General features: G+C 57.2%; 31 protein-coding genes and 1 other annotated feature. Of the genes, 10 read left to right on the top strand and 21 right to left on the bottom strand.

Annotated features, from left to right (window positions below):
• Positions 1 to 10: 10 nt before the first annotated feature.
• The 5 genes from IRT44_RS13610 to IRT44_RS13590 all read right to left on the bottom strand — a co-directional run bounded on the left by IRT44_RS13610 (position 11) and on the right by IRT44_RS13590 (position 4,077).
• On the bottom strand, positions 11 to 265 hold the full coding sequence (locus IRT44_RS13610; RefSeq protein WP_212132359.1) for a YkuS family protein: 255 nt from the start codon (positions 263 to 265) through the stop codon (positions 11 to 13).
• A gap of 23 nt (positions 266 to 288) precedes the next feature.
• Positions 289 to 450, bottom strand: a complete 162-nt coding sequence (locus tag IRT44_RS13605; RefSeq protein WP_171565646.1) for a YqzE family protein — start codon at positions 448 to 450, stop codon at positions 289 to 291.
• Between the two features lie 66 nt (positions 451 to 516).
• The gene (locus IRT44_RS13600; protein ID WP_212132358.1) at positions 517 to 1,044 is read right to left on the bottom strand and encodes a shikimate kinase; all 528 of its coding nucleotides are present in this window, start codon (positions 1,042 to 1,044) and stop codon (positions 517 to 519) included.
• A gap of 45 nt (positions 1,045 to 1,089) precedes the next feature.
• Positions 1,090 to 2,919: a stalk domain-containing protein gene (locus IRT44_RS13595; RefSeq protein WP_212132357.1), complete on the bottom strand. Its 1,830-nt coding sequence runs from the start codon at positions 2,917 to 2,919 to the stop codon at positions 1,090 to 1,092.
• Between the two features lie 192 nt (positions 2,920 to 3,111).
• On the bottom strand, positions 3,112 to 4,077 hold the full coding sequence (locus IRT44_RS13590; protein ID WP_230076837.1) for a substrate-binding domain-containing protein: 966 nt from the start codon (positions 4,075 to 4,077) through the stop codon (positions 3,112 to 3,114).
• A 150-nt stretch (positions 4,078 to 4,227) separates the two neighbouring features.
• Here IRT44_RS13590 and modA point away from each other — a divergent pair, with 150 nt between their 5' ends.
• From modA to IRT44_RS13575, 3 genes are read left to right on the top strand one after another with little or no spacing between them, the layout of a single operon-like run.
• Positions 4,228 to 5,034, top strand: a complete 807-nt coding sequence (gene modA, locus IRT44_RS13585) for a molybdate ABC transporter substrate-binding protein (protein ID WP_230076836.1) — start codon at positions 4,228 to 4,230, stop codon at positions 5,032 to 5,034.
• 24 nt (positions 5,035 to 5,058) lie between these two features.
• Complete coding sequence (gene modB, locus IRT44_RS13580; RefSeq protein WP_171565651.1) at positions 5,059 to 5,745, top strand: molybdate ABC transporter permease subunit; 687 nt, start codon at positions 5,059 to 5,061, stop codon at positions 5,743 to 5,745.
• Positions 5,746 to 5,760: 15 nt separating this feature from the next.
• The gene (locus tag IRT44_RS13575; protein ID WP_230076835.1) at positions 5,761 to 6,447 is read left to right on the top strand and encodes an ATP-binding cassette domain-containing protein; all 687 of its coding nucleotides are present in this window, start codon (positions 5,761 to 5,763) and stop codon (positions 6,445 to 6,447) included.
• Positions 6,448 to 6,567: 120 nt separating this feature from the next.
• Here the strand turns inward: IRT44_RS13575 and IRT44_RS13570 are convergent, their stop codons facing one another.
• Positions 6,568 to 7,332: a LamB/YcsF family protein gene (locus IRT44_RS13570; protein WP_171565653.1), complete on the bottom strand. Its 765-nt coding sequence runs from the start codon at positions 7,330 to 7,332 to the stop codon at positions 6,568 to 6,570.
• A 131-nt stretch (positions 7,333 to 7,463) separates the two neighbouring features.
• Positions 7,464 to 7,820 (bottom strand): YlbG family protein, encoded by a 357-nt coding sequence (locus IRT44_RS13565; protein ID WP_230076834.1) that lies wholly within the window; start codon positions 7,818 to 7,820, stop codon positions 7,464 to 7,466.
• Between the two features lie 95 nt (positions 7,821 to 7,915).
• On the opposite strand from IRT44_RS13565, the gene IRT44_RS13560 reads away from it, so the two are divergent.
• Positions 7,916 to 8,239, top strand: a complete 324-nt coding sequence (locus IRT44_RS13560; protein WP_171565655.1) for a hypothetical protein — start codon at positions 7,916 to 7,918, stop codon at positions 8,237 to 8,239.
• Here the strand turns inward: IRT44_RS13560 and IRT44_RS13555 are convergent.
• Together IRT44_RS13555 and IRT44_RS13550 are read right to left on the bottom strand one after the other, a co-directional pair.
• A complete protein-coding gene (locus IRT44_RS13555) occupies positions 8,234 to 8,689 on the bottom strand; it encodes a YlbF/YmcA family competence regulator (RefSeq protein WP_171565656.1) in 456 nt (151 codons plus the stop codon). The genes IRT44_RS13560 and IRT44_RS13555 overlap by 6 nt on opposite strands.
• Before the next feature lie 59 nt (positions 8,690 to 8,748).
• Complete coding sequence (locus IRT44_RS13550) at positions 8,749 to 10,644, bottom strand: helicase-associated domain-containing protein (protein ID WP_230076833.1); 1,896 nt, start codon at positions 10,642 to 10,644, stop codon at positions 8,749 to 8,751.
• 71 nt (positions 10,645 to 10,715) lie between these two features.
• On the opposite strand from IRT44_RS13550, the gene IRT44_RS13545 reads away from it, so the two are divergent.
• Positions 10,716 to 11,144: a protease complex subunit PrcB family protein gene (locus IRT44_RS13545; protein ID WP_230076832.1), complete on the top strand. Its 429-nt coding sequence runs from the start codon at positions 10,716 to 10,718 to the stop codon at positions 11,142 to 11,144.
• A gap of 123 nt (positions 11,145 to 11,267) precedes the next feature.
• Here the strand turns inward: IRT44_RS13545 and IRT44_RS13540 are convergent, their stop codons facing one another.
• The 5 genes from IRT44_RS13540 to IRT44_RS19480 all read right to left on the bottom strand — a co-directional run bounded on the left by IRT44_RS13540 (position 11,268) and on the right by IRT44_RS19480 (position 14,998).
• Positions 11,268 to 11,687, bottom strand: a complete 420-nt coding sequence (locus IRT44_RS13540) for a hypothetical protein (RefSeq protein ID WP_230076831.1) — start codon at positions 11,685 to 11,687, stop codon at positions 11,268 to 11,270.
• Positions 11,688 to 11,771: 84 nt separating this feature from the next.
• The gene (locus IRT44_RS13535) at positions 11,772 to 12,497 is read right to left on the bottom strand and encodes a thermonuclease family protein (RefSeq protein ID WP_171565659.1); all 726 of its coding nucleotides are present in this window, start codon (positions 12,495 to 12,497) and stop codon (positions 11,772 to 11,774) included.
• A 339-nt stretch (positions 12,498 to 12,836) separates the two neighbouring features.
• Positions 12,837 to 13,886 (bottom strand): MerR family transcriptional regulator, encoded by a 1,050-nt coding sequence (locus IRT44_RS13530; RefSeq protein WP_230076830.1) that lies wholly within the window; start codon positions 13,884 to 13,886, stop codon positions 12,837 to 12,839.
• Positions 13,887 to 14,158: 272 nt separating this feature from the next.
• Positions 14,159 to 14,602, bottom strand: coding sequence for a CBS domain-containing protein (locus IRT44_RS13525; RefSeq protein ID WP_171565661.1), 444 nt, complete (start codon positions 14,600 to 14,602; stop codon positions 14,159 to 14,161).
• A gap of 315 nt (positions 14,603 to 14,917) precedes the next feature.
• Complete coding sequence (locus tag IRT44_RS19480) at positions 14,918 to 14,998, bottom strand: putative holin-like toxin (protein WP_171565708.1); 81 nt, start codon at positions 14,996 to 14,998, stop codon at positions 14,918 to 14,920.
• Between the two features lie 191 nt (positions 14,999 to 15,189).
• On the opposite strand from IRT44_RS19480, the gene IRT44_RS13520 reads away from it, so the two are divergent.
• Positions 15,190 to 15,534 (top strand): YugN family protein, encoded by a 345-nt coding sequence (locus IRT44_RS13520; protein WP_171565662.1) that lies wholly within the window; start codon positions 15,190 to 15,192, stop codon positions 15,532 to 15,534.
• 83 nt (positions 15,535 to 15,617) lie between these two features.
• A complete protein-coding gene (gene ftsW / locus IRT44_RS13515; protein ID WP_171565663.1) occupies positions 15,618 to 16,787 on the top strand; it encodes a putative lipid II flippase FtsW in 1,170 nt (389 codons plus the stop codon).
• A 56-nt stretch (positions 16,788 to 16,843) separates the two neighbouring features.
• Here the strand turns inward: ftsW and IRT44_RS13510 are convergent, their stop codons facing one another.
• Positions 16,844 to 17,176 (bottom strand): Asp23/Gls24 family envelope stress response protein, encoded by a 333-nt coding sequence (locus IRT44_RS13510; RefSeq protein WP_171565664.1) that lies wholly within the window; start codon positions 17,174 to 17,176, stop codon positions 16,844 to 16,846.
• A gap of 51 nt (positions 17,177 to 17,227) precedes the next feature.
• The gene (locus IRT44_RS13505) at positions 17,228 to 18,883 is read right to left on the bottom strand and encodes a thiamine pyrophosphate-binding protein (protein ID WP_230076829.1); all 1,656 of its coding nucleotides are present in this window, start codon (positions 18,881 to 18,883) and stop codon (positions 17,228 to 17,230) included.
• A gap of 134 nt (positions 18,884 to 19,017) precedes the next feature.
• On the opposite strand from IRT44_RS13505, the gene sleB reads away from it, so the two are divergent.
• The gene (gene sleB, locus IRT44_RS13500) at positions 19,018 to 19,773 is read left to right on the top strand and encodes a spore cortex-lytic enzyme (RefSeq protein ID WP_171565666.1); all 756 of its coding nucleotides are present in this window, start codon (positions 19,018 to 19,020) and stop codon (positions 19,771 to 19,773) included.
• A 55-nt stretch (positions 19,774 to 19,828) separates the two neighbouring features.
• Here the strand turns inward: sleB and IRT44_RS13495 are convergent, their stop codons facing one another.
• Positions 19,829 to 20,086: a hypothetical protein gene (locus IRT44_RS13495; protein ID WP_171565667.1), complete on the bottom strand. Its 258-nt coding sequence runs from the start codon at positions 20,084 to 20,086 to the stop codon at positions 19,829 to 19,831.
• 168 nt (positions 20,087 to 20,254) lie between these two features.
• Here IRT44_RS13495 and cax point away from each other — a divergent pair, with 168 nt between their 5' ends.
• A complete protein-coding gene (gene cax / locus IRT44_RS13490) occupies positions 20,255 to 21,298 on the top strand; it encodes a calcium/proton exchanger (protein ID WP_171565668.1) in 1,044 nt (347 codons plus the stop codon).
• A 73-nt stretch (positions 21,299 to 21,371) separates the two neighbouring features.
• On the opposite strand, the gene fosX is transcribed toward cax, so the two are convergent.
• Entirely contained in the window at positions 21,372 to 21,803 is a 432-nt protein-coding gene (gene fosX, locus IRT44_RS13485; protein WP_230076828.1) for a FosX/FosE/FosI family fosfomycin resistance hydrolase, read from the bottom strand.
• Between the two features lie 297 nt (positions 21,804 to 22,100).
• Here fosX and IRT44_RS13480 point away from each other — a divergent pair, with 297 nt between their 5' ends.
• A complete protein-coding gene (locus IRT44_RS13480; protein ID WP_171565670.1) occupies positions 22,101 to 22,745 on the top strand; it encodes a hypothetical protein in 645 nt (214 codons plus the stop codon).
• Between the two features lie 94 nt (positions 22,746 to 22,839).
• On the opposite strand, the gene IRT44_RS13475 is transcribed toward IRT44_RS13480, so the two are convergent.
• The 3 genes from IRT44_RS13475 to IRT44_RS13465 all read right to left on the bottom strand — a co-directional run bounded on the left by IRT44_RS13475 (position 22,840) and on the right by IRT44_RS13465 (position 26,205).
• Complete coding sequence (locus tag IRT44_RS13475; RefSeq protein WP_171565671.1) at positions 22,840 to 24,177, bottom strand: sodium-dependent transporter; 1,338 nt, start codon at positions 24,175 to 24,177, stop codon at positions 22,840 to 22,842.
• A gap of 63 nt (positions 24,178 to 24,240) precedes the next feature.
• Positions 24,241 to 24,493, bottom strand: a binding site (T-box leader).
• Positions 24,494 to 24,596: 103 nt separating this feature from the next.
• Positions 24,597 to 24,875: an Fpa/YlaN family protein gene (locus IRT44_RS13470; RefSeq protein WP_029099385.1), complete on the bottom strand. Its 279-nt coding sequence runs from the start codon at positions 24,873 to 24,875 to the stop codon at positions 24,597 to 24,599.
• Positions 24,876 to 25,032: 157 nt separating this feature from the next.
• Positions 25,033 to 26,205, bottom strand: a complete 1,173-nt coding sequence (locus IRT44_RS13465) for a MalY/PatB family protein (RefSeq protein ID WP_230076827.1) — start codon at positions 26,203 to 26,205, stop codon at positions 25,033 to 25,035.
• Positions 26,206 to 26,285 lie beyond the last annotated feature (80 nt).

The following is a 26,285-nucleotide window of genomic DNA, read 5'->3' as shown; positions in this document are numbered from 1 at the left end:
GTCAGCACCGTCAGCTATGCTCAATGGGCGACAGTCGGGTGTGTACCGCATGAAACACTTCCTGGGGAGTCATGCCAGCGGCGTTGATGACCGGAGCACCGGATATGGTTTTGCTCTGGTCGTTCAGCACGTTGACATCCTGGCCGGTGATCACGATGGCGTCCACCATGTTTTGCCAGTTGCCCAGATCCACCACGTCGTACCCGTTGTCACGCAGCATTTTGCGGATATGGGTAAGGGAACGTTCCACTGCCACTCTCGCCATATGCTACCTCCATCCGGCTGGGATTATTTGCGCCATAACAGCTTGATTGACATCGGGATGGCCCCGAACCAGCGCGTGGACCAGGCCTCGCGCGGCTGTTTTCGCCGCCGCCGCTCTTCCTTCGGGGTCTCCACATACTGCACAAACAAGCGGGTCAGGTACTTTAAATACTCCTGAAACGACATCACACGTGCCTCCTTCATACGCACGTTTCCGCGCCGTTTGCCGTGAAGGCGGAGCGCTTTCTTCCCCTAGTCTCTCCCGATCAGGCCGCTTTCAACCATCCTTCCGCGTATTTCCGCCACGATATCGGACACGTCCTTGCCGGTTGTGTCGATTTGAATCGGGGCAAAATCATACGCCCCTTTCCGCTCGTCCAACAGTCTCCGCACCCGTTGCGCCATGTCGCCGGCGATGAGCGGACGGCCGGTATCTCCTGCCAGGCGGCGGATCAGTTCCTCCTCCGCTGCAGACAAGGCGATCACCGTTCCCTCACTCAGCATGAGCCGGACATTTTCCGGACGAAGCACCGCTCCCCCTCCGGTGGTCAGCACCTGCGGCTTCTCTTGCAGCAGCTCCCGCAACATGGCGCTTTCCGCGTCCCGAAAGTACTGCTCTCCCTTTGTAGCGAACAGCTCGGGAATCGAGCATCCCTCCCGCTCTGCGATCGCCTCGTCCAAATCGCGGTGCGGAATGCCCAGATCCTTAGCCAGCGCGCTCCCCACCGTAGTTTTCCCTGTTCCCATGAATCCGACGAAAATCACATTTCCGTATGTCATCGGCTGTCTCCTGCCTTTCGTAGTCGTAGATGACTGTCCGCAACGTCACTGCAAGGTCACGGTCTTTGCCTCTTTGTCATAGGAAACCTGCGCGCCAAGCCCCTGACTGAACAAGGTGAGCGGCGCCATCGTCTTCTCGGCGATTTCCAGCAGCGGCTGCCCCAGATCGACGCGCTGGCCGTCCCGTTCAACAACGCGTTGGCCCTGTTTGAGCACGACCTGATGCCCTCTGCCCTGCACCATCGTCGCCTGCTTGTCCGGCAACCAACTGACGCGATACCCCATCCGTTCCGCCACTTCGCGCAGCGGGAGGTAGACGGTCCCGTTTTTCACCCTCGCTGGAACGGATGGGTAAAAGCTCGTCCCGTTCACGATGGTCGTCACATACGGTTCCAGCTCCACCTGACGCAAGGGCGCCTTGTTTTCCGTCCGGACATTGGGGACGAAGTAGCGCGCTTCTCCTTTCAGCACCTGGCCCAGCGCCTGATCGAGGTGCTCCGGACCGATAACACTGCCGTGGTAGGTGCGCTGCACGCGCTGCAGGAATTGTTTGTAGGCGTCGTCGCCGATCTGCCTGCGCAGGTGGTCGTACAACAGCGCCCCTTTGGAGTACCAGGTCCAGTGGAACTCCTGTTCACCGGCAAACTGGTTGAGCCGCTTGCCCAATCGGCCGGACGGATAGAGCTGCTTCAACTTGTCCGCGTCGCGGCTGTACGATGACAGGAGGGCGGCGGCCTTCTGGGAACCGTAGCGGTGCTGCAGATAGTGATAGACGCTCATTTCCACCAGCCCCTCGTCCAACCAGCCGTGCACCGCTTCCAGCGTGGCGACGCTGTTGTACCACCACATGTGGGCCACCTCGTGCGGCAGCCAGTGCTCGATCAGATTGTTGTGGTGCATGTCCCGCTTAAACACCGCCATGTTGGCGTACTCCATCGCATACGTCGTGCCGGTGCCGGTCTCGGCAATCGCCACCCGGGGATACGGCAGCGGGCCGTACCATTCTGTATAGACCGGAAACACAGACCGGGCGATCGCTTTGATCCGCTCGATGTTGCCCTTGTCCACAGACGCGATGTCTACCGTCAAATTGGGCGCAAAGGTGATCGTCTCCACATGGTAGCGCGGGCTGCCCACCAACGCAAAATTGAGCAGGCGGCTGCCGCGGTACCGCACTTCCTGCCGGTTGCCGGCCAGCGGCTTGGTCTCTCCCCTTCCCCAGGAGCTCACCCATTGAAAGCCCTTTGGCGACACAAACGACACGTCGTAATCAGCGTAATGGTACACGAACGGATCGCCGAAATTGACCCGCTGCGGCGGAGTGTACCAATTGCCGCGCTGGTCCATCGCACCCAGCATCGGATACCAGGTGGTCAGCGTCCAGATGTCGTCCTTTACCCCAAAACGGGTGCCGCGGCGGGGAACGGGATTCTCAAAAGTGACCGTCAAGCTCCCCCGCTTCGCCGAACCGAACGGATTGGTCAGATGGACAACCGCCTGGCGCCGTTCGAATGTAAGCGGCTTGTCCCCGGCGCGAATCTCCTTGATCGTCATCAGATTCCATGGATAGTCGTAGATGAACAGGCGAAGATCCGGCGTGCGCGGATTATCGAACTCCACCGTGACACTTCCAGCAATCATCGCCTTTGTCGTATTCAGTTCAGCACGAATCGTATAGGTCGGATGCAGATCTTTCACATAGGAGGGCAGCGGCGGATTGTAGGCGAACGGATCAGCTCCCGCCCCTGCCGTCACTGTCGCGTTGTTTATGAAAAACGGCGCCAGCACAGGCCACTTGGCGATCACCCCGACCGAAGCGAAAACGATCAAAATTGTCAAACAGATCAACAAGCTCGTTTTGTGCAATGGTTTCATGTCAGCCCCCGACTCATAAGCGACAAGCACGATGTTATTTCGTCGCAAAGCTTATCCAATTTATTGTAGCAAATCTCGACAGGGCTGAATAGAAAATCTTGCCACAACACAGCTACATGACAGCGGCCCGCATGCAGCGACACCCCATTCATAACAGCGGACGCGCTTACTCGCTGCGGCTGTTATGGGTCATTACCACGTCTCGTACATGATCTCGCCCGTGTAGGTCAAATCGTACCCCCCGATCGCAGCCAGTTCGTCGCGAAACGATGCCGATCGCAAAATGTCCCGCACGATCTGGATCAGCTCCTCGTTTTCCGCGTTTTTCAGGATGACCAGATCGTACCGCTCCCGAATTACAGGCAAAAACTCCACTCCGACGATCCGGGCAGCCTTTTCGATCCCCACGCCGACGTCCGCTTCCCCCCTCGCTACTGCTGCGGCCACAGCGAGGTGATTCGCCTCTTCCCTGTCGTATCCAGCCACGTCCCGTCCGGCGATGCCGTGCAGCCGGAGCTGTTCTTCGATCAGGGTGCGTGCTCCTGACCCTTTTTCCCGGTTCACCATGCGCACCCCGGGTTTGCCGAAATCGGTCCAGTCGACTATCTGCTTCGGGTTGCCCGCCCGGACGTAAAAACCGGCCCAGCGGGACAGCAGATTGACGATCACGTAGCGGTATCCGCACAAAATCCGCCGCACATACGGCGTGTTGTATTCCCCGGTGTCGCCGTCGAACAGGTGCGTGCTGACGACATCCGCCTCACCTGCGTACATCGCCAGCAGGCTGTTGATGCTGCCCGCATAAGCGCGAAGCGGCCGCATCGTTTTGCCTCTGCGTTCGAGATGATTCGCCAGCATGTCAAGGCTGACGTCCTGACCGCTGATGATAACCTGACGAACGTGCTGCGCTCCCTGCGGCCAGGCGCTGCGCTGCATGGGCGTCACAGGCGCCGAAGCGCTCGGAACCGCCGCTGCCATGCCGGATACTCCTTTTGCTCTCGCCTTGTACGCTTCCAGATCGGACGCGTCCACCCGCATCTGCCGGCCGACGCGGTACGCGGGCAGTTCCCCTTTTTTGATCAAATCGTACACGGTCAGTTTGGAGATTCGCAGCATCTTGGCAATTTCTTCAGTCGTGTAAGAAATGTCGTCGTTCATCGCCGCCTCCCGGATCAATTGCTGACTTGTCTTTCTCCATTTTCGTTTACTATTCACATGTTTGCAATTGATCAATTGAAATCATTCAGATAATCTAATTATAACTAATTATTACTACATATAACGAAACACAACTCAGGAGGTCGTATCATGCAAAAACAACTGACGGCCATCCTTGCGGCACTCTGCATGATGTGGGCCGCCGGGTGCGGTGCGCAGACCTCAGACCAGCAAACCGCCCCGCAGCAGCCATCGGCCAAGCCGGCGGAAACGACACTGATGGTCTCGGCTGCCGCCAGCCTGACCGACGCGTTGAATGAGCTGAAAACTGCGTTTGAACGCGAACATCCCGGAGTGGCGATTAGCTATAACTTTGGCAGTTCCGGCAAGCTGGCCTCCCAAATCGAGCAGGGCGCTCCCGCCGACGTCTTTTTGTCCGCCAGCAAACAGGATATGGACAGGCTGGAAGAGAAACAGTTGATTGTCACGGACACGCGCGTTGACTTTGCCAAAAACGAGCTTGTACTGATCTCGTCGGCTTCCAGCCCGCTGGCGCTTTCTTCATTTGAAGAGCTGGGCGATGATGCCGTCAAGCATCTCGCCGTCGGCGAACCAACGACCGTCCCGGCCGGCCGCTACGCCAAAGAAACGCTCGAACACCTGAAGATGTGGGACAACCTGTCGGACAAGCTGGTCTTTGCCAGCGACGTGCGCCAGGTGCTGACCTATGTCGAGTCCGGCAACGCCGAAGCCGGCATCGTCTACGCGAGCGATGCGGCCATTTCGCCCAAGGTGAAGGTGATCGCCGCAGCCGAACCGGAGTGGCACAACCCGATCGACTATCCGGCCGCCGTCATTGCCGCCTCCCGTCAGGCGGACACCGCCAGGATGTTTCTTGCGTTTGTGACCAGTGACAAAGGCAAGGCAATCTTTAAACAATACGGATTTCACGAGTAGGAGAACTGAACAGGAGGCGGACACATGAATCATCCCGAATTGACACCGCTGCTGCTGTCGCTGAAAGTGGCGGCCCTCTCCACCTCCATCGTATTTGTCGCCGGTCTGCTGATCGCCCGCTTCCTGACGCGCAGGCACTTTTGGGGCAAGCACGTACTGGAGTCCTTTCTGCTGCTGCCGCTGGTGCTGCCCCCCACTGTCGTCGGATTCGGCCTCCTGCTTTTGTTTGGAAAAAACGGGATAATCGGCAAGTGGCTGACGGAGTGGTTTGGAGTCCAGGTCGTCTTTTCGCTGACCGGTGCCGTAATCGCTTCCGTGGTCGTGTCGTTTCCGTTGATGTACCAGAGTGCCGCCGCCGCCTTCAGCGGGATCGACCGGCGGTACGAAGACGCTGCCCGGACGATGGGGGCTTCGGAATGGCGCGTCTTCTGGACGATTTCCTTTCCGCTCGCCTGGCCGGGGCTGTTGGCCGGATTCGTTCTCTCCTTTGCCCGGGGTCTGGGGGAGTTCGGCGCCACGCTGATGCTGGCGGGATACATTCCCGGCAAGACCGATACGATCCCCGTCGCCATCTACTTCGCCGTGGAAGCCGGCCAGATGGACAAGGCACTCTTTTGGGTGATCATGATCGTCTCGCTGGGCATGGGAACGACCATGTGGTTGAACTGGTGGAGCCGACGCAGCGTCCGCCGGTTTGCCAACACGAAATAAGGCGGGAGAATGACCATGCTGTATGTCGACATGCAAAAACGGCTGCCTGACGGCGTCCTGCACGCGCGGTTTACGGCAAAAGACGAGATTGTCGTCCTGTTTGGCCCTTCCGGTGCGGGGAAAACCACCATGTTGAATTGTGTGGCGGGATTGACCAATCCCGATGCGGGCCTCATCCGGCTGGGCGACACCGTCTTTTTTGACAGCGTTTCAAAAAAGGCCCTTCCGCCGCAGCAGCGCAACGTGGGCTATCTCTTTCAGGACTACGCCCTGTTTCCGCACATGACCGTGGAACAGAACATCCGCTACGGACTGAAAAAGGGGACCAACCTGCGGCTGGCCGAACTGCTCGCCTCCGTCGGGATTGATCGGCTACTGGATAAATACCCGCATCAACTGTCCGGCGGGCAAAAACAGCGAGTCGCCCTGGTACGGGCACTGGCCACGGAACCGGATATCCTGCTCCTGGATGAGCCGCTGTCCGCCCTGGACGCAGATACACGCCGCCAGTGCCAGGATGAACTGCTCCGACTGCACGAGATGTGGCGAATACCGTTTCTCCTGGTCACCCACGATCTCCAGGAGGCGGAACGGTTGGGCAGCGTGATCCTCGTGGTGCAGAACGGCCAGGTGCTGCCCCACGGTCCCAGGCGATCAAACGAGTCGTCTTTCCACGCCGGGACCGCGCACGAATCCTCTTGAGGTGTTAGCTGATCGGGCATGTGAAGCTGGACGGACACGACAAAAGCCGTGCTTTCGCTCCTCCGCCTTTTGGCTGGCGGCCGGAATGGCACGGCTTTTTCATTCGCTTATACATCTGCGTTATTTGCCACAGAACGGCTCGATTTTCACGTCATGCTGTTTGGCCCAGCGGTGCAGTTCGGTGAGAAACGGCAGCAGATCCGGGCTTTCGGCGTGTACGCAGAGCGTGTCCGCAGCCAGCGCAATCACACTCCCGTCCACGGTTTGCACCGTCTGTTCCAGTACGAGCTGCCTCGTCTGCTGCATCTGCTCTTCCTTGCTGATCAGCACGCTGCCCTCCAGTTCACGCGGAGCCAACCTGCCGTTTGGCAGATACGCGCGGTCGGCAAATACTTCTTCCGCCACCTGCAGACCGTATTCCAGACCGATCTCCACCAGTTTGCTGCCCGACAAGGCATAGAGGATCAGGTCGCCGTCGATGTCGACGATCGCCTGCACTACTGCCTCGGCCAGTTCAGGCTGCTCGGCAGCCTCGTTGTACAGCGCCCCGTGCAGTTTCACGTGATGCAGGCTCCCTCCCAGCGCCTTTGTCACGCCGGACAGGGCGGCCACTTGATACAGTACCAGTTCGTACACCTCCCGCGCCGAGAGGTTCATGGAACGGCGGCCGAACCCCTGTACGTCGGGGTAGCCTGGATGCGCGCCGATTTTCACCCCGTGCCGGAGCGCCGCTTCTACTGTTCTGCAGATGTTATGGGGATCGCCAGCATGCAGGCCGCAGGCAACGTTAACGGACGTAATCCACTTCATGATGCCCAGGTCTTCCGTTTGCCGTCCGCGGCTGAACCCTTCCGCCAAGTCGCAGTTGATATCCAGGTGAATCATGTACGCACCGCCCTTCTGTAAACGCTGTCATTGTCAGTATCGCTTTCCATGTCCATTACATTTCCCATTTCTTACAGCATATCATGCCACACCCACCAGCAAAAGCAAAAAAGCTGCCGAAATGTGGCAGCTTAGCGGGCGATTTCTGTCGAAACGCCTGTCGGCACCAATCCATCGTCGTTTTGCAAGTTTTCCGTCAGGGCCATGAGCTGGCTTTTCTCCTGTTTGTAGTCGTATTCTTTCGCCTTGTCCGGCTTGGCGTTGTTGTACTCGATTGGAATTTCGTGTCGGTGGGACCGCTCGATTTTCGTGACGAAGTGCAGCTTTTCCATCATGCGGATTGTTTCGTCGATCTGATTGGCATCGACGTACATCGACACGTAGTTCAACCGCTTGGAGATGTAGTGAATGGTGCCAAATTTGCGTAAATTTTTGGCGGCACGCGTGTTTTTCACCCACACGGCGACCCCAAGACGTCGTTCTCTCATGCTGGTCGTCGATCTCCTTCCCGAACGTGATAAAATGTTTCATAACAGACGCATTACCCGGCCCGCAAAATACTTCTAAAAGCGAGGGATGACACATGCGCCTGGACACGTACTACCAACGGTTTACGGACGCGATCCTGCAGCAGGACGTCGCCGCTTCAGCGTACTGGCGCCAGTTTGCTGGCCAGCGCTTTTTTTATATAGCCAGTCCGCTCCCCGCCACTCAACTAGCCTGTCAGCTGTTGGCGACGGGGGAACGGATCACGGCGGACACCAAGCTGAAACTGGAGTGCGTCTACGTGCGCTCCGACAGCTCGCAGCACGTCTTTCGCGTGCGCTTCCTTGTGCCGCAGGAGAAGCAGTTTTGCTGCGGAAACTTGTGCGAAGACTGCTTCCTTCTCAGGCAGCCGCGGTCATGAGCGTTTTTTTATGCTGCACCCGCAGCTTCCCCCGCTGCCGCAGCCGCTGCTTTTCGCCTCCAGAAACGGATTGTTGCTGGGGACCTTGATCGTCTCCGAGACCGCGTCGGCGATGGTTCGTCCCACCTGGTACAGCAGACGGTCCAGGTTGTCCTCCGCCCGCTTGAACGCCTGGACAGAATCCAGCATCTCGATTTTCCGCTTCAGCTCGCGGACCTCTTTCGATATCTGATCGTAGTCGGGATGATATTTCCCAAACCGCTGAACATCTTCGTATTGGGCCTTTTTGCGTTCGAACAGCGCGAGCAGGCGCTGCGCCTCCTCGTCCGCTTCCATCCGCTGCTTGGCATGAATGTACTCCGAGACCTCGCGCGAATGGTTGATCATCGTGGACAGCTCGTGCGAATGCAGGATAAGCTCGGCCATATCCACCGTCTCCAATGCTTCCATGCAGCGAGACCCCCTTTCTTGAAAGCCCTTATCTTGCATTGTACCACGAAACAATCCGGCTAGTACAGATAATCCGGCAGAAGAATGCGCACGCGATCGATCTCGTCCAGCCGACACCGTCTTTTTCCGCTGCGATCCTCCAGGACAAGATGCCAGTACCCCATTTCCACAGCCAGCTGCCGCGGGATGCCCTCCCACGTCTGACCGCTCATGAGACGCAGCTGAACCTCCAGTTCCAGTTCGCGGGCCCGCTGCAGCAGATCGCGCAAGGTTTGCGGATGGTAGGACTGGAAATGCTGCGTCCACATCTTGGGCAGAGTTGCCGCTTGAGGCATGCCTTCCCACTGGTCGGGAAAGGTGTTTTCCACTGCGTATCCGTCCCAGGGCCGGTCCACGGCAAACAGACCGGCAGTCGGCCCATCGTCACTAATATCCGTCTCTTCCCTTTCCACACGCATCAGCGCCCCATCCTGCGGCTCGTAGCCATACGCCCGAAACAGGGCCAACAGGCTCTCCTTCTGGGCAGGCGTCACGAGGAAATCGGTCGGGGAAATGACCATCTCCAGATACGGCTGAAACGCTTCGATCTGCCGCAACTCCTCCAGCAGACCGGGGTGGGCGGTCCGCACCCGAAACAGCGGTTCCAGTTGGATTTGCCGCGCGTTTTTCCCCCACATGTGGATCAGCTGACTGACCGCTTCCGGCAGCGGGTGGGTGCAGGACTGGCGCAGCGTCTCCACGGCCTGCTGCTCCGTTCCGCCTGCGGCCAGAAAAGCCTGTAACGGTTTGGCCTGCAGTTCGCCGCGCAGCAGCTCCCCATCAAACGCCAGCGGACAGAAACGGCTCAACGCCCATACCGCCTGCAGCGGAACGAGCGGCGGTATGGTAATGATTCCGGCTGGATCGACAAACCACCCTTCTTCCCGGGGCAAACGGGGCAGGCTGTTCCATCGCCAGTAAAGCGCTCCGTCCTCTGCGGTGCCGAGCTGAATCCAGCCAAACCCCAAGAGCAGGTGAAGCCACTCGTCCACGGCCCGTTGCTTTGCCTCGTCCGGCAGAACAAATCCAGCCTCCGCCAAACGTTGCAGCATGTAGTCGAGCGAGTGCCACTGTTCCAGCGGAGAACGCTTCATCCACAAGGCAAGTGCGTCCCACCAGCTTTCATGGGGCAGGTACTGCTCGGCTGCCAGCTCGTACAATTGTTCCCAACTCTGCTCCGGTGTCATGTCCAGCCATTGGAGAACGCGTTGCTCTGCCAGGACCAGACGTTTCTCCTGCGGACGGACAAGCCCCAGGCGCAGCGCCACATCCAGAACGACAGCCAATGGCAGCCCATCCGGTTCCTCATCGGCTAGCGGCGGCAGTTTCCATCCGGCTACATGGCTTCTGTTCAGTGACAGCAGTGCTGCCATCTTTTGCCGGACCCGGCGGTGAACGCCGCCTTTTTGCGTCAGCGGCACGTCATTGTCGCGAATGAACAGCAGGACGGCAAAAAGATCCAGATGTAACCCCCGTCCTGCTGTTATATAATAAGGGAGCGTTTTTGGCGCCAACGATGGGGGTTTTGCCTCCGGCAGCAGACAGAAGGTCAGATGCTCCCGCACTTCACGGGGCATCAGGTAACCGATTTCGCTCCATCTCTTGCGAACGGTTAGGACCAGCCCGAGCCGGCGCAGTCTGTTCAATCCGACGGCCAGATGCCTGTGGTTTTGGGCGCTGAGCCGATCCCACTCTCTCTTCCGGAAAAATCCTCTGGCAGAAGTGGTGACAAACAGCCGAATTGCTTGCCGTTCGGGTTCGCTGGCCTGCTTCCACACTTCCATGGCAAAGGCGGGATCAGCCAGGCGGATGTGCACATCCCGTTCATCGCGGATGCCCAGCCGCTTTTCCTGCTCGGCTATCATCGCTTGCCGTGTCGAGTGGGAAAGGTATTCGACGCATTGCTGCACACGCACGCTTGTCACCCCGCTTTCACCGTTATTTGCCACATGTTCGTCAACCTACAATCGCAAGGAGGGATATCGACATGTTGCATGCATGGTACAGTTTGATTTTGGCTGCCGCCCTGGCGATTCCGGGGGTACAGCCGTTTTCTATAGATCATCCTACTCCAATCGCCGTCCCTGCGGAAGGGACGAACGCAACTGAATCCGTCTCTGCTTCTTACCCGCCGGCGGTCCGCGATGCCCTGAAGCAGGTGCAAAAAAGCGGCGGTCACACGATCGTCCGCGCCGACGGTAAGACCTATGTCGTCATCGGTGTCGGGCAGCGTCCGACCGGCGGCTACCGTCTGGTGACCGAGCGGGTGGAGCGCACCGGCGCACACGGATTTGTCATCCGCGTCCGTGAACAAAAACCGGCCGCCGGCGCGATGAAGACACAGGTTATTTCCTATCCAACCCTGGTGGTTGCGCTTCCTGACGCGCAGGCCCAGGTGCAGGTAACTATCTCTTGACACAGGAAAGCCGGCCCATGCTTGTCCCGTCGATACGGGATGAGGGTCGGCTTTTTGCATGCGCCCGCCCCGGATGCGCGTTCGCTGTCCTAAAGCGGCCGCTCCTGTTTGACGCCGGCCGGGCTACGGCTTGACGTCGATCTGCAGCTTCTGCTGCACGCCGTATGATTCGTGATTGTTGTGCGCCAGTTCGACCACGACGTCGTGTCGGCCCGGCGGAATGTCTTTTAACACGTACTGCGGTTCAAAGATCTTGGCCACCTTTTTGCCGTCCAGGTAGAGATGGACGTGCCCCTCACCGTATCGGTTGTCCTTTCCCATGTTTTCCAGAGAAAAGGTAAAACCGGTCACGTTCAGCTTCAAATGCAGGTCATCCTGTTTCAGCGTATGGGACACGTTCAGCGTAGGGAGCCGGTGCTGATCGTGAACGGCTTCGACCGGCGCTTGGGTGTTTGCATCGCGGTTCGCATAGACAAACAGCTCGATGCACGCGGCCACTCCAATCAGTATCAGCAGGCGGGTGATCAGTTGCGGGGCCTTCATCGGGACACTCCTTTCCACATCCTGTCACCCACCAGTGTTCCCGAACCGAGACCGCTTCATTCGCGTGCGCCTGCTGACCGGCGGCTACCGCTTGGGCGGACGAAATCCTGCTGCCTTGGCCTCTTCTTCCGTGGCGAACCAGACCTCCGCTTTCGTCCGTTCGTAGTTGGCCGATCCGGGCACATGATAGATTTTCTCTCCTTTGGCATTGATGTTGCCCTTGATCGGCTTGCCCGGCGGCGGGGTCTCCGCTGCGCTATCCGTCTGCTTCGCTTTTTTGGTATTACTGTCTTTGCCGTTATCGGCTTCTTTTGCTGTCGATGTAGTCTGGGAATCGGACAGTCCCCACAGCCCTCGGTTGTGTTCCCGAGCGTCCCGCTCCGCTTCCAGAAACAGATCGGCGTAAGCCACATTGGGCGGGACGGTCATGATTCGCGCGTATCCGTCCCGGACCAGCTTCTCGTTGACAAACGTGCCGTCCGCCATGTACACATAGGCCAGCAGCCGGCCGTAACGGTCGTGGGGTTCGACGTCAAACTTGAGTGTAACTGTTTGCCCCGTCAGCAGTTTCTTGCTGAATTCGCTCGCTTCCTTTCCGTATGGTTCCACGGGGTGGTTGGGCTTGACCGTCTCCGGCGTGTCAACGCCGATCATCCGCACTTTTTCCCCGCTCGAAATCTCAAATGTGTCTCCGTCCACCACGCGCTTGACGACCGCGGTCATCTCGCCGTTGGGACTCGGCTGATCGTTGGCCGCACAAGCGGTCAACACAAGGCACAGGCCGATCAGCCAATGGATGATGTGTTTCATCGGTGTTCTCTCCTTTTCTCGCTGTGCTGTTTACCAGCGTAGCCGATCGTCCTGGAGAGGTCAACCCGGGGTGAAGGCGGACGGGAAAAGGAAATACACAAAAACGACCCAGCCAGCAGGTCGTTTTGTCGAGGAAGTTTAATCTCGGTCACTGAACAAAAACAGCAAGATCACCACGACGATGATAATCCACAAAAAATCATCGTTCTCCCGGTCGAAAAAACCATCCAGAAAACCCATGGTGGAGTCCCCCTTTCCTTCTCGCTTACAGCCTATGCAGCTGACTAGACGGGTGTCATTGGCTGTATGAGCCCAAAAGTGGGCAGGACAGGGGGCCGCTTACGCCAATGTGGCGAAGACGAGGTGTACATAGGTCGTCAACTGCTCCGCTTCCGGCTGAAATCCCAGTTCTTTTAGCGCGGCCAGCAGCCGCGAGCGGTCGGCATAATACCCGTATTCGATCCGTTCAATCGCATCCGTCCGGCCGGACTGCCGCAATGCCTCCAGGTGATTCGCGCGATGGCCGGCGTCCACGAACATGAAGTCGGCAATCGCCAACCGCCCCTCCGGCTTCAGCACGCGCCGGCACTCCGCCAGCGCCAGCACCTTCTGCTCGTCGGTCAGATGGTGCAGCGCGTAACTGGTGGCGACAAAGTCAAACCGGCTGTCCAAAAACGGAAACGCGAAAAACGTGCCGAGCTTGGCCTCCACCCCAGGATTTTTTTGCCGACATCGCTTCAACATCTCGGGTGACTGGTCGAACGCGCAGACGGTCGCCCCTCGTTCCCGCAACCGCCGTGCCAGATTGCCCGTGCCTGTCCCGGCGTCAAGACCGGTTTCACCCGGCTGAGGAGCGACCTTCTCAACCAGGGCGTCCAGCACTTGTTCATACCGTTCATGCGGATGAAATCCGTCGCGCGCTTCCGTGACCATTTGGTCGTAGTTGGCCGCCAATTGGTTGAAATTCCACCGGTCCACCCAGTTGCTTCGCGCCTGACGAAGCCGTTTGCTTGCTTCCGCCAGTTCAAACAGGGAGGCGGGATCGCTTACTCCATCCCTCTTTACCCGCTCAATCATCGCCTCCGTGGTGTGGATCACCTTGCTCAATTCCACCCAGCGGTCGTACACGAAGGAAAGCTGCAGCTCCAGGTAGTGCAGCAGACTGCCCTCTCCCTCGTCCAGCTGCCGCAGCACGTGCCGGATGTCTTCGATGGTCATGCCCACCTCGCGCAGGGTGATGACGGTTTGCAGGCGCCACACATCCGCTTCCGTAAACTGCCGGTAGCCGGAACTATCCGCCTTTTTCGGCGTAATCAATCCCTTTTCTTCGTAAAAACGGATTGCCCGCGGCGTGATTTGCAGTCGGCGGGCCAACTCCTTGATCTGCATGAGCCGCTGTTCTCCCCTCCATACGCTTATTACCCCATTGTAAACCTTGCCGTTGCGTGAATGTACAGCCCTGTTTTTTACGATGGAGAGGCAGCTGCACCCGCGTGTTTTCCTGTCCATACAATTTGCCTGTCCATAAAAAAGGAAAGGCTGCCGGTCGCGCGCCGACAGCCTTTCCATTCCCGGGACCCGGGACAAACGTCCTTTTGCCGCCGTAAGATGGCGGTGTATCATGCGCCTTGCGATTGAGCAGAACGCTCCGCGCCAGCAGCTTAGTGGCGGGGCGCCGGTTCGGAGATTTCGTACAGCGCTTCGCTTGCTTCGTCGTGGTGTGCCTGGCGGACCGCCATGTCTCCCAGCGCAACAATCCCCACCAGCTTGCCGTTCTCCACCACCGGCAGACGGCGAATCTGATGCTGGGCCATGATTTTGGCCGCTTCGTCCACCGTCATGTCGGGCTGACCCAGGATGATGTCACGGGTCATCACCTCTTCCACGGCAGCCGAACCTTCCCGTTTTTCGGCCAAGCCGCGAATGACGATGTCGCGGTCGGTGATGATGCCGATTACGTCCTGCTTCTCATCCACAACGGGGATGACGCCGACGTTCCAATCGCGCATTTTGCATGCCACTTCGTAGACGTTATCTTTAAGCGTAACAGTAGCCACGTCTTTCGTCATGATCTCGCGCAGCGTGCGGTTTTCCACTTTTGCCATCTTCTTCTCCTCCTTGTCGCTGGTAACGTTTGTAGTGTGTCCGACCCTCATGAGTTTCATGCAAAATGGGACAAGCGGCGTGATTTCCATCTGGAGATGACCGGGTACCTTGTGATAAGATGAGAACATGATGCTGTCAAAAACGGCATCACTCTTGTGTTCGCCCCCAGGCTTTTTTGCCGTGGACGGACGCAAAAAAAGACCGCCGGGTGGGGCAACACCCTACGGTCGTAAGTACAATAGACGTTCCCCAAAAGGGGGGCGGCTCTGCATTCCTGATTGTAGACCCCCTGGCTGTTTTAGCTCAAGGGAGGTCTACTTCTTTTTACTAGACGACAGCATTAAGACTAAAGTCCCGAACGCCAACATAAGACTTAGTGCTTCGAATACTGTCATGCTATCACCCCCTTTCCGATAACGGGGATGAACCGACCACCCTTGAGGAGCCCACCTATTGTGTTACACGATTATACCATATAATGGGAACAGGGTCATCATTCTTTAGGCTCGATATATCCATTGCGCTGTATCCAAAAACAGACTATCATAAGAAAGTGTACAACTTACCAAATGTAGGAGGAACGTCAATGGTAATCAAAGATACGGGAATCGGCGGCAAGGAAGTCATGCTCACCGATCTGGATCACTACATGAAAGATCTCGGATTTACCCGCGGCGCCTGGGATTACCGCCATGCTACATACGATCACAAAATCCTCGATAAAGGCAACACGTATTACCTGCGTATTGAAGCCAACGTAACCGAAGGCAAACTGGAAGATCCCCATGCCGTGCTGAAGCTGGAAGAACCGTACATGGGCAAACACCTGTTCCCGCACGGTCTGGATTACGATTCTCCGATTCCGGATTCCGTCGTGCAGTCAGCCAAACGGAAACTGCAGGTCCTGAACGAGAAGCTGTCCGCGTACTAATGCGGCATTCGCCCAATTGAAAAGAGCGCACACGTCTACAGAGAGGCATCCCCTCTCTGTTTCACGTCAAGGGGGGGTTCGTAATGAAGACACGGGGCGTCCCCGATTTCCTGCTGTTGCTGTTGACCGCCCTGCTGGTTGGATTCGGCATCACCATGGTCTTGAGCGCCAGCTCCATCTTTGCCCTGACCAGCTTCATGGGAAAAGGCTGTACGGTTTGCAATGGAGACGAACTGTACTTTGTCAAACGGCAGGCAATGTGGCTGGTAATAGGTACCATCGGCATGCTCATCGCCATGAACATCCCCTTTTCCTTTTACAAGCGCAATTTTCTTTTGATTGCGCTGATCAGCTTGCTCGCCCTGCTGCTGGTCTTGATCCCTGGAATTGGCAGCAACACCAACGGAGCCCGTTCCTGGTTCAGAATTGGTTCCGCCACGATTCAGCCGGTGGAATTTGCCAAGCTGGGGCTGATCCTCTATATGGCGGCGATCGTGACCAAAAAAGGAGAGGGTATACGCAAGTTGAAAACAGGTCTGATGCCCCCGCTCGTCGTGACCGGGGTGTTTTTCCTCCTGATCATGGCCCAGCCGGACCTGGGGTCGGCCGCGATCGTGCTGGGGACGGCTATCATCATCCTGATCAGCGGCGGAGCGCGGATCGGCCAACTGTTTCTGATCGGCTTTCCGGTGACCTCGCTGGCGCTGGTCAGCTACATCCTGGCGAAGGAACACGCCTTGGGTCGGATCACCGCCTTTTTGGACCCTTGGCAAGATCCTCGCGGCACCGGCCTGCAAGTCATCCAGTCGTGGATCGCCATTGCTCACGGCGGGTTCTCCGGCACCGGATTCGGGAAGAGCATCCAGAAATACTTGTACCTTCCGGAAGCCCATACCGACTTTATCTTCGCGATTATTACCGAAGAGCTGGGCTTTATCGGTGCCACACTCTTTCTGCTGGTCTACCTGCTGTTTCTTCTGCGCGGCTTTCACATCTGCCTGCGCGTCAAAGACACCTTTGCCAGCCTGGTTGGAATTGGCATCGTCAGCATGATCGGGCTGCAGGCGTTCATCAATATCGGCGGCGTCACCGGGCTGATTCCGCTGACCGGTGTCACCCTGCCGTTTATCAGCTACGGCGGCTCATCCCTTCTGGTCAGCATGGTGTCGACGGGCATCCTGCTCAGCGTCTCGCGGGAAGTCAGCCGGCAAAAAATGGCCGAACAACTGCAAAAGCAGCCGTACTCCGCCTGACGCTTCGGGGAAACATCCAACCCATAAAAAAACGACCTGTATCGACAGGTCGTTTTTTACGTGAGATCGATCGCGTCGACACGGACATGGACAGCCTCCACGCACAAACCGGTCAGCGATTCGACGATCTCCTTCACTTTTTCCTGGAGCTGGCGGCAGACGTGATGAATCGGCAGTCCGTATTTGACCGACACCCGTATCTCGATGCTGGCTCTCCCGTCCACAAGCGACACGGTAATGCCTTTTGTGCCGCCGCTGATGCGTTTCGCCAGGTCCTGGTACAGCCCGCCGGAGTGCACGGAGATGCCGGATACCTCCCCTGCCGCCGTCCCAGCAATTACCGCCACCACTTGATCCGCCACGCGGATTTCGCCGCGCCTTTCCTCCATGGCGCCCCCTCCTTCCTCTCTCCGTCACAGGGCTGCGGCCGCGCTCGGTTATCAGATTTTTCTTTCATTATAAACAGAAGAAGCTTGGGCTTGAAAGGGGATTTCTCGTTTTCGCTCAGTCAGTGTCGGAAGCGTGCACTGCACGTCGAGAAGTGTCAGACGGTCGGACGCACACACCTCGGCCAACGCGGACGCCAGTTCGCCCCTGCTCCGGATGGATCGCGCCGACACACCGCAGGCCCTGGCCCACTGGACGAAGTCGGGGTTTTGTAAACGGGTGCCAAACGGGACGAGGCCGCTTTGTCTCATCTTCCATTCCTCCAGCCCCAGCGTTCCGTTGTTGACGACAATCAGCAGAAACGCTGTCTCTTGCTCCACGGCTGTCATCAGTTCGGACATGTACATCTGCAGGCCGCCGTCTCCCGTCACGCAAATCACCTGCCGCTGCGGCTGGTTCAGTTTGGCTGCAATTGCCGCGGGAAGGCCGTACCCCATCGTCCGCCACTTCCCGGAAAAAAGCGGGCGCTGAGAAACGGCGCGAAAAGCACGATTGAACCAGATGGTGTGCTCACCGGTATCCAGCGTGATGACGGCATCGTCGTCAACGGCCCGGGACAGCGCGTGCATCAGCGCCTCCGGTGTGACCGGCTGGTCGGGCCCAGCGTCGACGGCTTGTTCTGTCTCCTGCCAAAATGCAGCGTGCCACCGCTCCACTCGCGCCATCCAGTCGGGGTCGGGACGCTTGTTCTCCAGCCGGCGCAGCCAGAGCGGCAGGACCTCTTCCAGATCTGCCGTCACTGAAAACAGGTCGGGATGGAAGTGGATCGACTCGATCGACCGGTCTACCTGCACCACCGGCAAGCCGGCCGGGATGTATTCCTGCGGGAACCAACTCGAACCGAGAATCACCAGCAGGTCTGCTGCGGCCAGCGCGTCCAGACCGGCGCGGCTTCCTCCCTCGCCCAGACCGCCCAGCATCAGCGGATGGGATTCCTCTATGACGCCTTTTGCCCCCAGCGAAACCAGCACTCCCGCTCCCGCCTGCTCCGCCAGCCGTTGGCACGCATCCGCGACGCCGCGCGCCCCGATCCCGAGAAGCATGAGCGGTCGTTTCGCCCGTCCAATCCATTCCGCCGCCTGCTCCACCTCCCCTCTGTTCGCGCGCAAGCCAGACGCCTGCCTCGGCAACTCGGGGATCAGCGGACAGCCGGTCGTACGGGAAAAGACATCCTTGCACACCGCCAGATGGGCGACGCCCTGCTGCGACTCGGCCGTGACAAAGGCTCGCTGGAGCACCTCGCCGATCGCCTGGGGATGGGTGACCGTCGTCGTGTACCGGCAGATGGGACGCATCACGTCTTCCTGGGGCACGTACTGCTTGTACTCTCCCCCCAACTTGTACGTCTCCACCTGTCCGGTAATGGCCACGACCGGAGCCCGATCCGTCTGGGCATCGGCCAAACCGTTCAAGAGCTGAATGGTGCCCGGACCGCTGGTGGCCGTGCAGACAGTCGGCTTCCCCGTCAGTTTTGCTTCCGCGGACGCCATCATGGCCGCGGCCGCTTCGTGGCGGCAGGCCACATAACGTATCTGCTGCTGCTTGCCGAGCGCGTCCAGCCAGGGCAGAATCGCGTCCCCGGCGACGCCGTAAATCCGGGTGACTCCCCATTGAGCCAGTTGTTCGGTGATGTATTGAGCCACTTGCATCCTGTATCTCCCCTTTCGCGTCTAAACGTCGCATGACCTAGTATGCCGTTGTTCCCATCATTTTACTATCCAAATCTGTCCCAAATTGGAGAACCTAACAGGCAGGATCAGGCGAATCAAAAGGAGGATGAATCATGAAACAGCCTGTCAAATGGCTGGTGGCCCTGCTGGCGATCGCGCTGCTCATCACCTCGGCGGCGATCGTCTCTCCGAAGCGCTCCGACGCGTTCAGCGATCAGATCGTCAAAGTGGGCGCGCAGGGCAAGGACGTTCGCGAAATGCAAGGACGGCTGAAATACTTGGGGTTTTACACCGGCAAAGTGGACGGGGTATTTGGTTGGCGGACGTACTGGGCCCTGCGCAACTTCCAGTACGAATTCGGGCTGAAAGTAGACGGGGTGCTGGGGCCCAAAACAAAGCTGAAATTGTACAACGCAACGAAAAACTGGCGTCCTACCGCGGAAGAGCTTGGCGTGCCGCAGACGGCCAAGACACCGACCAAGTCGAAAGCGCCCACCTACCACGCCCACGGCATCTCGGAGAACGACATCCGTCTGATGGCAAACGCCGTCTACGGCGAGGCCCGCGGCGAACCGTACATCGGACAGGTGGCAGTGGCAGCTGTCATCTTGAACCGCACGCGTCACCCGTCATTTCCCAACACGCCGGCCGGCGTCATCTTTGAACCGCGCGCCTTCACAGCTGTGGCAGACGGCCAGATCTGGCTGACGCCGAACGAAACGGCTAAAAAGGCTGTTCAGGATGCGCTGAAAGGCTGGGACCCTACCGGCGGCGCCATCTATTACTTCAATCCGGACACGGCCACGTCCGCCTGGATCTGGAGTCGGCCGCAGATCAAGAAAATCGGCAAGCATATTTTCTGCCGGTAACGGAAAGCAAACAGGCACGGTCATCATCCGTGCCTGTAAGTGTTGCCGCCGACCATTACGGCCGCTGTCCCCGCATATGTTCCGCCATTTTGATAAAGCGTTCTTCCTGTTCCGTCGTGCCGCACACGCCGCATTGCACCAGGATGCGCTCCCCCCTGTACGGCTGGTGAAACGCATCCAGTTGGTCTGACGACAGTTCCGCCACAACATCGCCAGTCTGCGGGTCCAGCCGCACATAGCGGGGGTTTTGTTCAATGACCGTGAACCTCATCCGGTTCGACTTGCATGTGGGGCACAGATACGGTTTAGCCATGCGGATACCTCCTCTGACGATGGTTCACCCGTTAGTTTCCGCCAATCAGGCCAGGCTATACCCGTCTGCCAGGTTCAAATTTCTCGTGACAAGCGCATCGGTTTTGGCTAAACTAAAGAACATCGCATCAAATGGTATAAAATGTTAAACCTTTATCGAGGTGAACGTATGAATCGGCAATTGTTCTTTTTCCTCGTGGGGGGCAGCTTCCTGTTGGCAGCGTACGCCCATTACTTTACGGACAACGAGCTTTTCCGCTTTGCAACAGCATCGTTGGCCATTATTTTTCTTGCCGCCTGGCTGGGAAAATCGACGGAGAGCGTCGCCCATTACGCCGGTGACCGCATCGGCGGTTTTCTCAACGCCACGTTCGGCAACGCAGCCGAGCTGATTATCGCCTTTTTCCTGGTCAAGGAAGGACTGTTTGACATGGTCAAGGCCTCCATCACCGGCGCCGTCATCGGGAACATGCTGCTGGTGTTGGGACTGAGCGTGCTGCTGGGCGGATTGAAATTCAAGGAACAGACGTTCAACAGCAAGCTGGCCGGCCACAACGGCTCGCTGATGACGCTGGCGATCGTCGCGCTGTTTATTCCCGCCGTGTTCATGCAGCAGCTCCCGCCGGCAGAGATCGGTACGCTCAGCATTGTGATTTCCGTCGTCCTGATCATTGCCTACCTGCTGTGGCTGATCTTCTCCATGGTGACCCACCGGGAATTTCTGTCCGACATCGAGCCGCACGAGAGCGAAGCCGAGTGGTCCAAAGGCGTCTCCATCCTGATGCTTGCCCTGTCCACGGTCTTCGTCGCCATCGTTTCCGAATGGCTGGTCCACAGTGTCGAGCATGTCTCCCAGTCGCTGGGGTGGTCGGAGCTGTTTGTCGGGGCGTTTGTCATCGCCATTATCGGAAACGCCGCCGAGCACAGCGCTGCCCTGCTTCTGGCCATGAAGGGGCGGATCGGAGCTGCTGTGGAGATCGCCATCGGCTCCAGCCTGCAAATCGCCCTATTCGTGGCGCCGACGCTGGTGCTCATCAGCCTGCTTCTGGGGCAGCCGATGGACATCGTGTTTACGCCGTTTGAGCTGGCCGCGATCGGCGTCGCTACCTTTATCACCATATCGATCACCAAGGACGGTGCCACCAACTGGTACGAAGGCGTTCTGCTCCTGACCGTCTACATCATCATCGGCACTGCCTTCTTCTTCGTCTGAGAGACAGACTGCCCGATTCGGCAGCCTCAGATTGCAGACAGACGAGAGGGATGGATAATGAAAAAGCTCGGTATCATGCCGAGCTTTCTTCTTCTTGCTGATCAACCGCCCTGTACGCGGATAACCGTTCCTCCAATGTGCCCGTATGCAGTTCAAACAGGTTGTTATCGTAATCGTAGAAGTAGATGGAGTATCCTTCCCCCTTGATCCTGGGGCGAGGAGGTTTCATCTCCAGGCGCAGGGCTTTGATTTTATCGAGATAGTAGTCAATGTCTTCTTCCTTGATTTTGAATGCCACATGGTGATAGGTTCGGTTGACGATTTCACTATTTTCCATGACCGCGATCCACTGCCCGCCGATGATGAAAAATCGTTCACGGGATATCGAGTGGGTCTTGTCACCGCTGTAATAGACCTCTTGCGCCTGAAACAATTCCTTGTACAACGCAGTTGTTTTCTCCAAATCCTTTACCACAAATGTAATGTGGCTTACACTTTCAATCATGCCTATCATCCTTTTCTCACAACATTGACAAAGTATTTTGTCTATCTTCACCAATCTCATTCCGTTGTGTTCCATCCCACTGTGTAGACGAAGAAGTACCCGGCGATGTTTCCAAATGTTTCGATCAACCACCATTCCAATACGTGTTCCCTATCCGTTTATCGCAGGTAACGCTTGTTAATGCCACATTCCGTGTATATACTCGGTATATCTGTAAATATATGAAAATTTCGCGAATGGGTCGAAACAACAGCGATCCGATCGTAATTATCCAGAATATACAAAGGAGACACATCTATGGAGTTTATTTTAACCCATAAATGGATGTTCTTGATTCTCGCAGAAGTCATCTTTTGGATTTCCATCATCACTTTCTTGGTCCTCAGGTATTGGTTTGGCAAAAAAACACTCAGTTTTGTGTTTTTTCTTCTCTTTATTATCAATGACCTGTGGATCGCTTCCCTGGGCTTTTTCGATTATTTGCAAACAGGGCAGTTTTCCAGCTACCAAGTCGTGATCGTAGTTGTTTTTCTCTATGCGATCACGTATGGGAAAAGCGACTTCAAAAAACTTGATTACCACATCCAAATCTATGTCGCCAAGTGGAAAGGGGAACCTGCTCCCGCTATCGCTCCGCCGAAAAAACTGGTCGGCAAGGAACACGCCAAAAAAGAACGGAAGCATTTTTACGTTCATCTGGCCGTCTATGCGGCAGCACACCTGGTTTTCTTCTTGCTGTACGGGCTGTCCTCACGAATCTATGAAATGGCAAGCATGAACCAGTTTTTTGACGAGTATTTCTCATCCATGGAAGGAACACTGCCGTTTGCCAATCAAACCGTCAACAACCTTAGCAGGGTTTGGACCTTGATCTTCATAATCGACAGCATCATCGCACTTTCGTATACCGTATTTCCAAAGGGCGGCAGGAACGCCTCCTAGACGTTAATCATTCCTGTAATAAAAAAGCCTGCAGACGTGTTCTTCGACGAACCCTTGTCTGCAGGCAAGGACTGCCCGATGCGGCAGTCTTTTTTTATAGAAAGCCAAGCGAGTGCATAAACACCACAATGATGGCAAGCGGTGCCGCATACCTGAGCAGCAGCAGCCAGGCGGCAAACAGCTTCCGGCCCAGCGGTGTATGGGCGGTAAGCTCCTGCATCAGGATTTCCCGCTTCATCTTCAGCGGCACGAACACCGCGATCAACAGCGCCCCCAGCGGCATCAGCACGTTGCTGACGAGGAAGTCGGCGGCGTCAAACACGGATTTGCCAAAGAAGGTGACGTCCGACAAGGCCCCGAAAGAGAGCGCGGACGGAATCCCGACGATGAAAATCAGCATGCCGACAATCCAGGAAAGCCGCTTTCGTTTGACCTCGTCCCCCTTGGCGAGCGAAGCCACGATCACCTCCAGCATGGAAAAGGCGCTCGTCAGCGTGGCAAACAGGAACAAGGCAAGAAACACCAGCAAAAACAGGGAGCCGAACGGAATATGCTCAAACACCGACGGCAGGACGATAAACAACAGGCCCGGCCCCGCCTCCGGTTTCACGCCGAGTGAAAACACCGCCGGGAAGATGGCCAGCCCCGCAAAAAAGGCGACCAACAGATTGAGACCGACAATCGATCCGGCCGATTTGACCAGGTTTTCCTCTTTGCCAAGGTACGAGCTGTAGGTGACCATCACCGACACCCCAACGCTCAACGAGAAGAACGACTGCCCCATGGCGTACAGGATCGACTCTGCGGACAGTTTGGAAAAGTCCGGCATCAGGAAGAACGCCACCCCGTTTCCCGCTCCGTCCAGCGTCAGCGAACGGACCATCAGCACCAGGAACAGGATAAACAGCCCCGGCATCATATACCTGTTGGCTGACTCGATCCCGCTTTGTATCCCGCGAGCCACAACCATGATCGTCACCAGCATGAAGGCGCATTGCGCCGCGACGGAGCCGATCGGGTTAGCGATTACGTCCAGGAACAACTGATCATAGGACTGTCCGATCAACTGTCCGGTAAGACCGCGAAAGAAATAGGTGAGAATCCAGCCGCCGACCACGCTGTAAAATGACAGCAGCAGAAAGCAGGTAGCCACCCCGAGCCGCCCGATCCAATGCCAACCTGTACCCGGAGCAATGGTGCGGTAGGCGGAAATCGCCTCCTGTTGGGTGCTTCGTCCGATGACGAATTCCCCCAACAGCAGCGGCATGCCGATCAGCACGGTAAACAGCAGGAACAGGAGAAAAAACGCCCCGCCTCCGCTGGTGCCCGCCACATAGGGAAATTTCCAGATGGCCCCGAGCCCGATCGCTGACCCGGCGGCCGCAAGGATGAACCCCAATCGGTTCGTCCACTGTTCCGTTTGGTTCGTCATTCACGAACTCCTCCTTCATCCAATCGTCTGTCCTGTATACATAAATAAAAAACTCGTCCCCACGAAAGGGACGAGTTGAATTACTCGCGGTACCACCCTGATTAAGCCAAAGGAGCCTTCAGGTGAAGGACAGCTGCGGCTTCACTTTTGCCATTGATAACGGGAATGACCCGGTGCTCCTCCTACTGGGACAATCGTTCAGAGGACAGCTCCAGAGGGAATTCCACGGGGCGTGCTTCAGAACCGCTTTCAGTCTCCGACGATTCCTCCCTGTCAAGCCGCTGGACCGTGTACTGGTCTCTGTCATCGCTTTTGACACAATGAAAAATGATATGTATAAATGTAAGGCAGTCATTGAAAAATTGCAAGGAGTTTTTCATGAAAATGAAAAAGCGAGGAACGTCTCCACCCCCTCGCTTTTACTTCTGCCGGTGTTCATGCAGATCGGCCAGCTTCCGCTCCAACGAACCCATGATCTCGCGGCCGATTTCCTCTTCGATCAATCCCAGACGGACGGCAAATTCTACTTCTCGCGACAGCCCGAACATCTGCGTGTCCAACACTTCTTCATACAACGGGCACTGCGGCATGGTCAGGTTTTCCATCTGTACGTCGATCAGTTTATAGATTTTTTCTGCGTCTGCTCGCAGCAATGCTAGCGCTTTTTGTTCCAGATCGGGAACCTTAATCTCTGTCAAAACCTATCCCTCCGTTTGCCACCATCCTTACCTTACATAGTACGCCATTCTGGGCCATTTGAAAAGGGGAGATGGGGAGACAACTGTAACCGGCTCGCTGCCAGTTACAACCGACAGCGCCAATGATTGCCCGTTCCCTCATTGTAATGAGTCCCCCTTACTCATGGAGCGCCCGTTCCAGGCGTGACATCGCTTCCTCCAGGACGACGCGCGGGCAGGCAAAGTTAATGCGCTGAAACCCCGCCCCTTCCTTTCCAAACACGGTCCCGTCATGCAGACCCAGCTTCGCTTGCTTGCGCACGAGCGCGTTCAGTTCGTGTTGGCTCAACCCCAGCCGACGGAAGTCCATCCAGCCGAGATAGGTAGCCTCCGGGACAGCCATGGATACCTCGGGAATTCGCTCAGCCAGAAAGTCGCGGATGTACTCCGCATTCCCCTTCAAATAGGCGAGTAATTCATCCAGCCACGGCTCGCCGTGCCGATAGGCGGCAATGGCCGCTTCGATGCCGAACAGGTTGAGCACTGTGTGCCCCATCCGCCTGGCCGCCTGTCTGAATGCCCGCAGCAGCTGAGGAGCAGGAGCGATCACGAACGCGGTTGACAACCCGGCGAGATTAAACGTCTTGCTGGCAGAGACCAGGGTCAGGCTATGGCTGGCCAGATGATCCGGGAGGGAGAAATAGGGGACGTGCCGCCCTTTTTCGTAGACGAGATCGGCATGGATTTCATCCGCCACGACCACGATGTCCCGTTCCGCGCACATCTCCCCGAGCCGCACCAGTTCCTCCCGGGTCCAGACCCGTCCCACTGGATTGTGCGGACTGCACAGCAAAAACAATTTCGGCCGGCTTTCGTCCAAGATCTGTCGCAGGCCGTCCCAGTCGATGGTGTACCGGCCATTCTCTTCCCGCAGCGGATTTGGCACGAGTCTGCGTCCCAGGCTTTCCACCGCGTGATAAAACGGATGATAGACCGGCGGTTGGATCAGGACGCTGTCGCCCGGTTCGGTAAACGCTTCGACAGCGATGTGCAGTCCCGGCACGACCCCCGGCAACGTTCCCAACCAACCGGTGTCGACGGTGACGCCATACCGCTCGGCATACCAATCGGCCACTGCCTCGTACAGCGCATCGGGCCGCCCAGGATACCCGTAGACCGGATGCTGCGCGCGGCGAACCAGCGCTTCCGTCACTGCCGGCGGACACGCAAAGTCCATATCGGCCACCCACATCGGCAAGACGTCATCTGCTCCCAGCACCCGCTGGTAGTAATCCCACTTCAAACTGTTCGTCCCTTGTCGCTCAATCCGGATATCAAAGTGATGCTGCACTGTACTCCCCTCGCTTTTGCATGTTTTTTCTTTTCACCATACCCCGTTCTTTGGCAAATGTCCAAGCCTGAATGTCTCGT

The organism is Brevibacillus sedimenti, assembly GCF_020923495.1.
Classification (GTDB): Bacteria; Bacillota; Bacilli; order Brevibacillales; family Brevibacillaceae; genus Brevibacillus; species Brevibacillus aydinogluensis.
The sequence above is the reverse complement of the archived record's forward strand: the minus strand, read 5'-3'. Positions and strand labels throughout refer to the sequence as shown.

What these genes read in the sequence shown, in the direction of transcription:
- IRT44_RS13610 (WP_212132359.1), bottom strand. Translation starts at nt 265, where the DNA reads ATGGCGAGAGTGGCAGTGGAACGTTCCCTTACCCATATCCGCAAAATG.
- IRT44_RS13605 (WP_171565646.1), bottom strand. Translation starts at nt 450, where the DNA reads ATGTCGTTTCAGGAGTATTTAAAGTACCTGACCCGCTTGTTTGTGCAG.
- IRT44_RS13600 (WP_212132358.1), bottom strand. Translation starts at nt 1,044, where the DNA reads ATGACATACGGAAATGTGATTTTCGTCGGATTCATGGGAACAGGGAAA.
- IRT44_RS13595 (WP_212132357.1), bottom strand. Translation starts at nt 2,919, where the DNA reads ATGAAACCATTGCACAAAACGAGCTTGTTGATCTGTTTGACAATTTTG.
- IRT44_RS13590 (WP_230076837.1), bottom strand. Translation starts at nt 4,077, where the DNA reads ATGAACGACGACATTTCTTACACGACTGAAGAAATTGCCAAGATGCTG.
- modA (WP_230076836.1), top strand. Translation starts at nt 4,228, where the DNA reads ATGCAAAAACAACTGACGGCCATCCTTGCGGCACTCTGCATGATGTGG.
- modB (WP_171565651.1), top strand. Translation starts at nt 5,059, where the DNA reads ATGAATCATCCCGAATTGACACCGCTGCTGCTGTCGCTGAAAGTGGCG.
- IRT44_RS13575 (WP_230076835.1), top strand. Translation starts at nt 5,761, where the DNA reads ATGCTGTATGTCGACATGCAAAAACGGCTGCCTGACGGCGTCCTGCAC.
- IRT44_RS13570 (WP_171565653.1), bottom strand. Translation starts at nt 7,332, where the DNA reads ATGATTCACCTGGATATCAACTGCGACTTGGCGGAAGGGTTCAGCCGC.
- IRT44_RS13565 (WP_230076834.1), bottom strand. Translation starts at nt 7,820, where the DNA reads ATGAGAGAACGACGTCTTGGGGTCGCCGTGTGGGTGAAAAACACGCGT.
- IRT44_RS13560 (WP_171565655.1), top strand. Translation starts at nt 7,916, where the DNA reads ATGCGCCTGGACACGTACTACCAACGGTTTACGGACGCGATCCTGCAG.
- IRT44_RS13555 (WP_171565656.1), bottom strand. Translation starts at nt 8,689, where the DNA reads ATGGAAGCATTGGAGACGGTGGATATGGCCGAGCTTATCCTGCATTCG.
- IRT44_RS13545 (WP_230076832.1), top strand. Translation starts at nt 10,716, where the DNA reads ATGTTGCATGCATGGTACAGTTTGATTTTGGCTGCCGCCCTGGCGATT.
- IRT44_RS13540 (WP_230076831.1), bottom strand. Translation starts at nt 11,687, where the DNA reads ATGAAGGCCCCGCAACTGATCACCCGCCTGCTGATACTGATTGGAGTG.
- IRT44_RS13535 (WP_171565659.1), bottom strand. Translation starts at nt 12,497, where the DNA reads ATGAAACACATCATCCATTGGCTGATCGGCCTGTGCCTTGTGTTGACC.
- IRT44_RS13530 (WP_230076830.1), bottom strand. Translation starts at nt 13,886, where the DNA reads ATGCAGATCAAGGAGTTGGCCCGCCGACTGCAAATCACGCCGCGGGCA.
- IRT44_RS13525 (WP_171565661.1), bottom strand. Translation starts at nt 14,602, where the DNA reads ATGGCAAAAGTGGAAAACCGCACGCTGCGCGAGATCATGACGAAAGAC.
- IRT44_RS19480 (WP_171565708.1), bottom strand. Translation starts at nt 14,998, where the DNA reads ATGACAGTATTCGAAGCACTAAGTCTTATGTTGGCGTTCGGGACTTTA.
- IRT44_RS13520 (WP_171565662.1), top strand. Translation starts at nt 15,190, where the DNA reads ATGGTAATCAAAGATACGGGAATCGGCGGCAAGGAAGTCATGCTCACC.
- ftsW (WP_171565663.1), top strand. Translation starts at nt 15,618, where the DNA reads ATGAAGACACGGGGCGTCCCCGATTTCCTGCTGTTGCTGTTGACCGCC.
- IRT44_RS13510 (WP_171565664.1), bottom strand. Translation starts at nt 17,176, where the DNA reads ATGGAGGAAAGGCGCGGCGAAATCCGCGTGGCGGATCAAGTGGTGGCG.
- IRT44_RS13505 (WP_230076829.1), bottom strand. Translation starts at nt 18,883, where the DNA reads ATGCAAGTGGCTCAATACATCACCGAACAACTGGCTCAATGGGGAGTC.
- sleB (WP_171565666.1), top strand. Translation starts at nt 19,018, where the DNA reads ATGAAACAGCCTGTCAAATGGCTGGTGGCCCTGCTGGCGATCGCGCTG.
- IRT44_RS13495 (WP_171565667.1), bottom strand. Translation starts at nt 20,086, where the DNA reads ATGGCTAAACCGTATCTGTGCCCCACATGCAAGTCGAACCGGATGAGG.
- cax (WP_171565668.1), top strand. Translation starts at nt 20,255, where the DNA reads ATGAATCGGCAATTGTTCTTTTTCCTCGTGGGGGGCAGCTTCCTGTTG.
- fosX (WP_230076828.1), bottom strand. Translation starts at nt 21,803, where the DNA reads ATGATTGAAAGTGTAAGCCACATTACATTTGTGGTAAAGGATTTGGAG.
- IRT44_RS13480 (WP_171565670.1), top strand. Translation starts at nt 22,101, where the DNA reads ATGGAGTTTATTTTAACCCATAAATGGATGTTCTTGATTCTCGCAGAA.
- IRT44_RS13475 (WP_171565671.1), bottom strand. Translation starts at nt 24,177, where the DNA reads ATGACGAACCAAACGGAACAGTGGACGAACCGATTGGGGTTCATCCTT.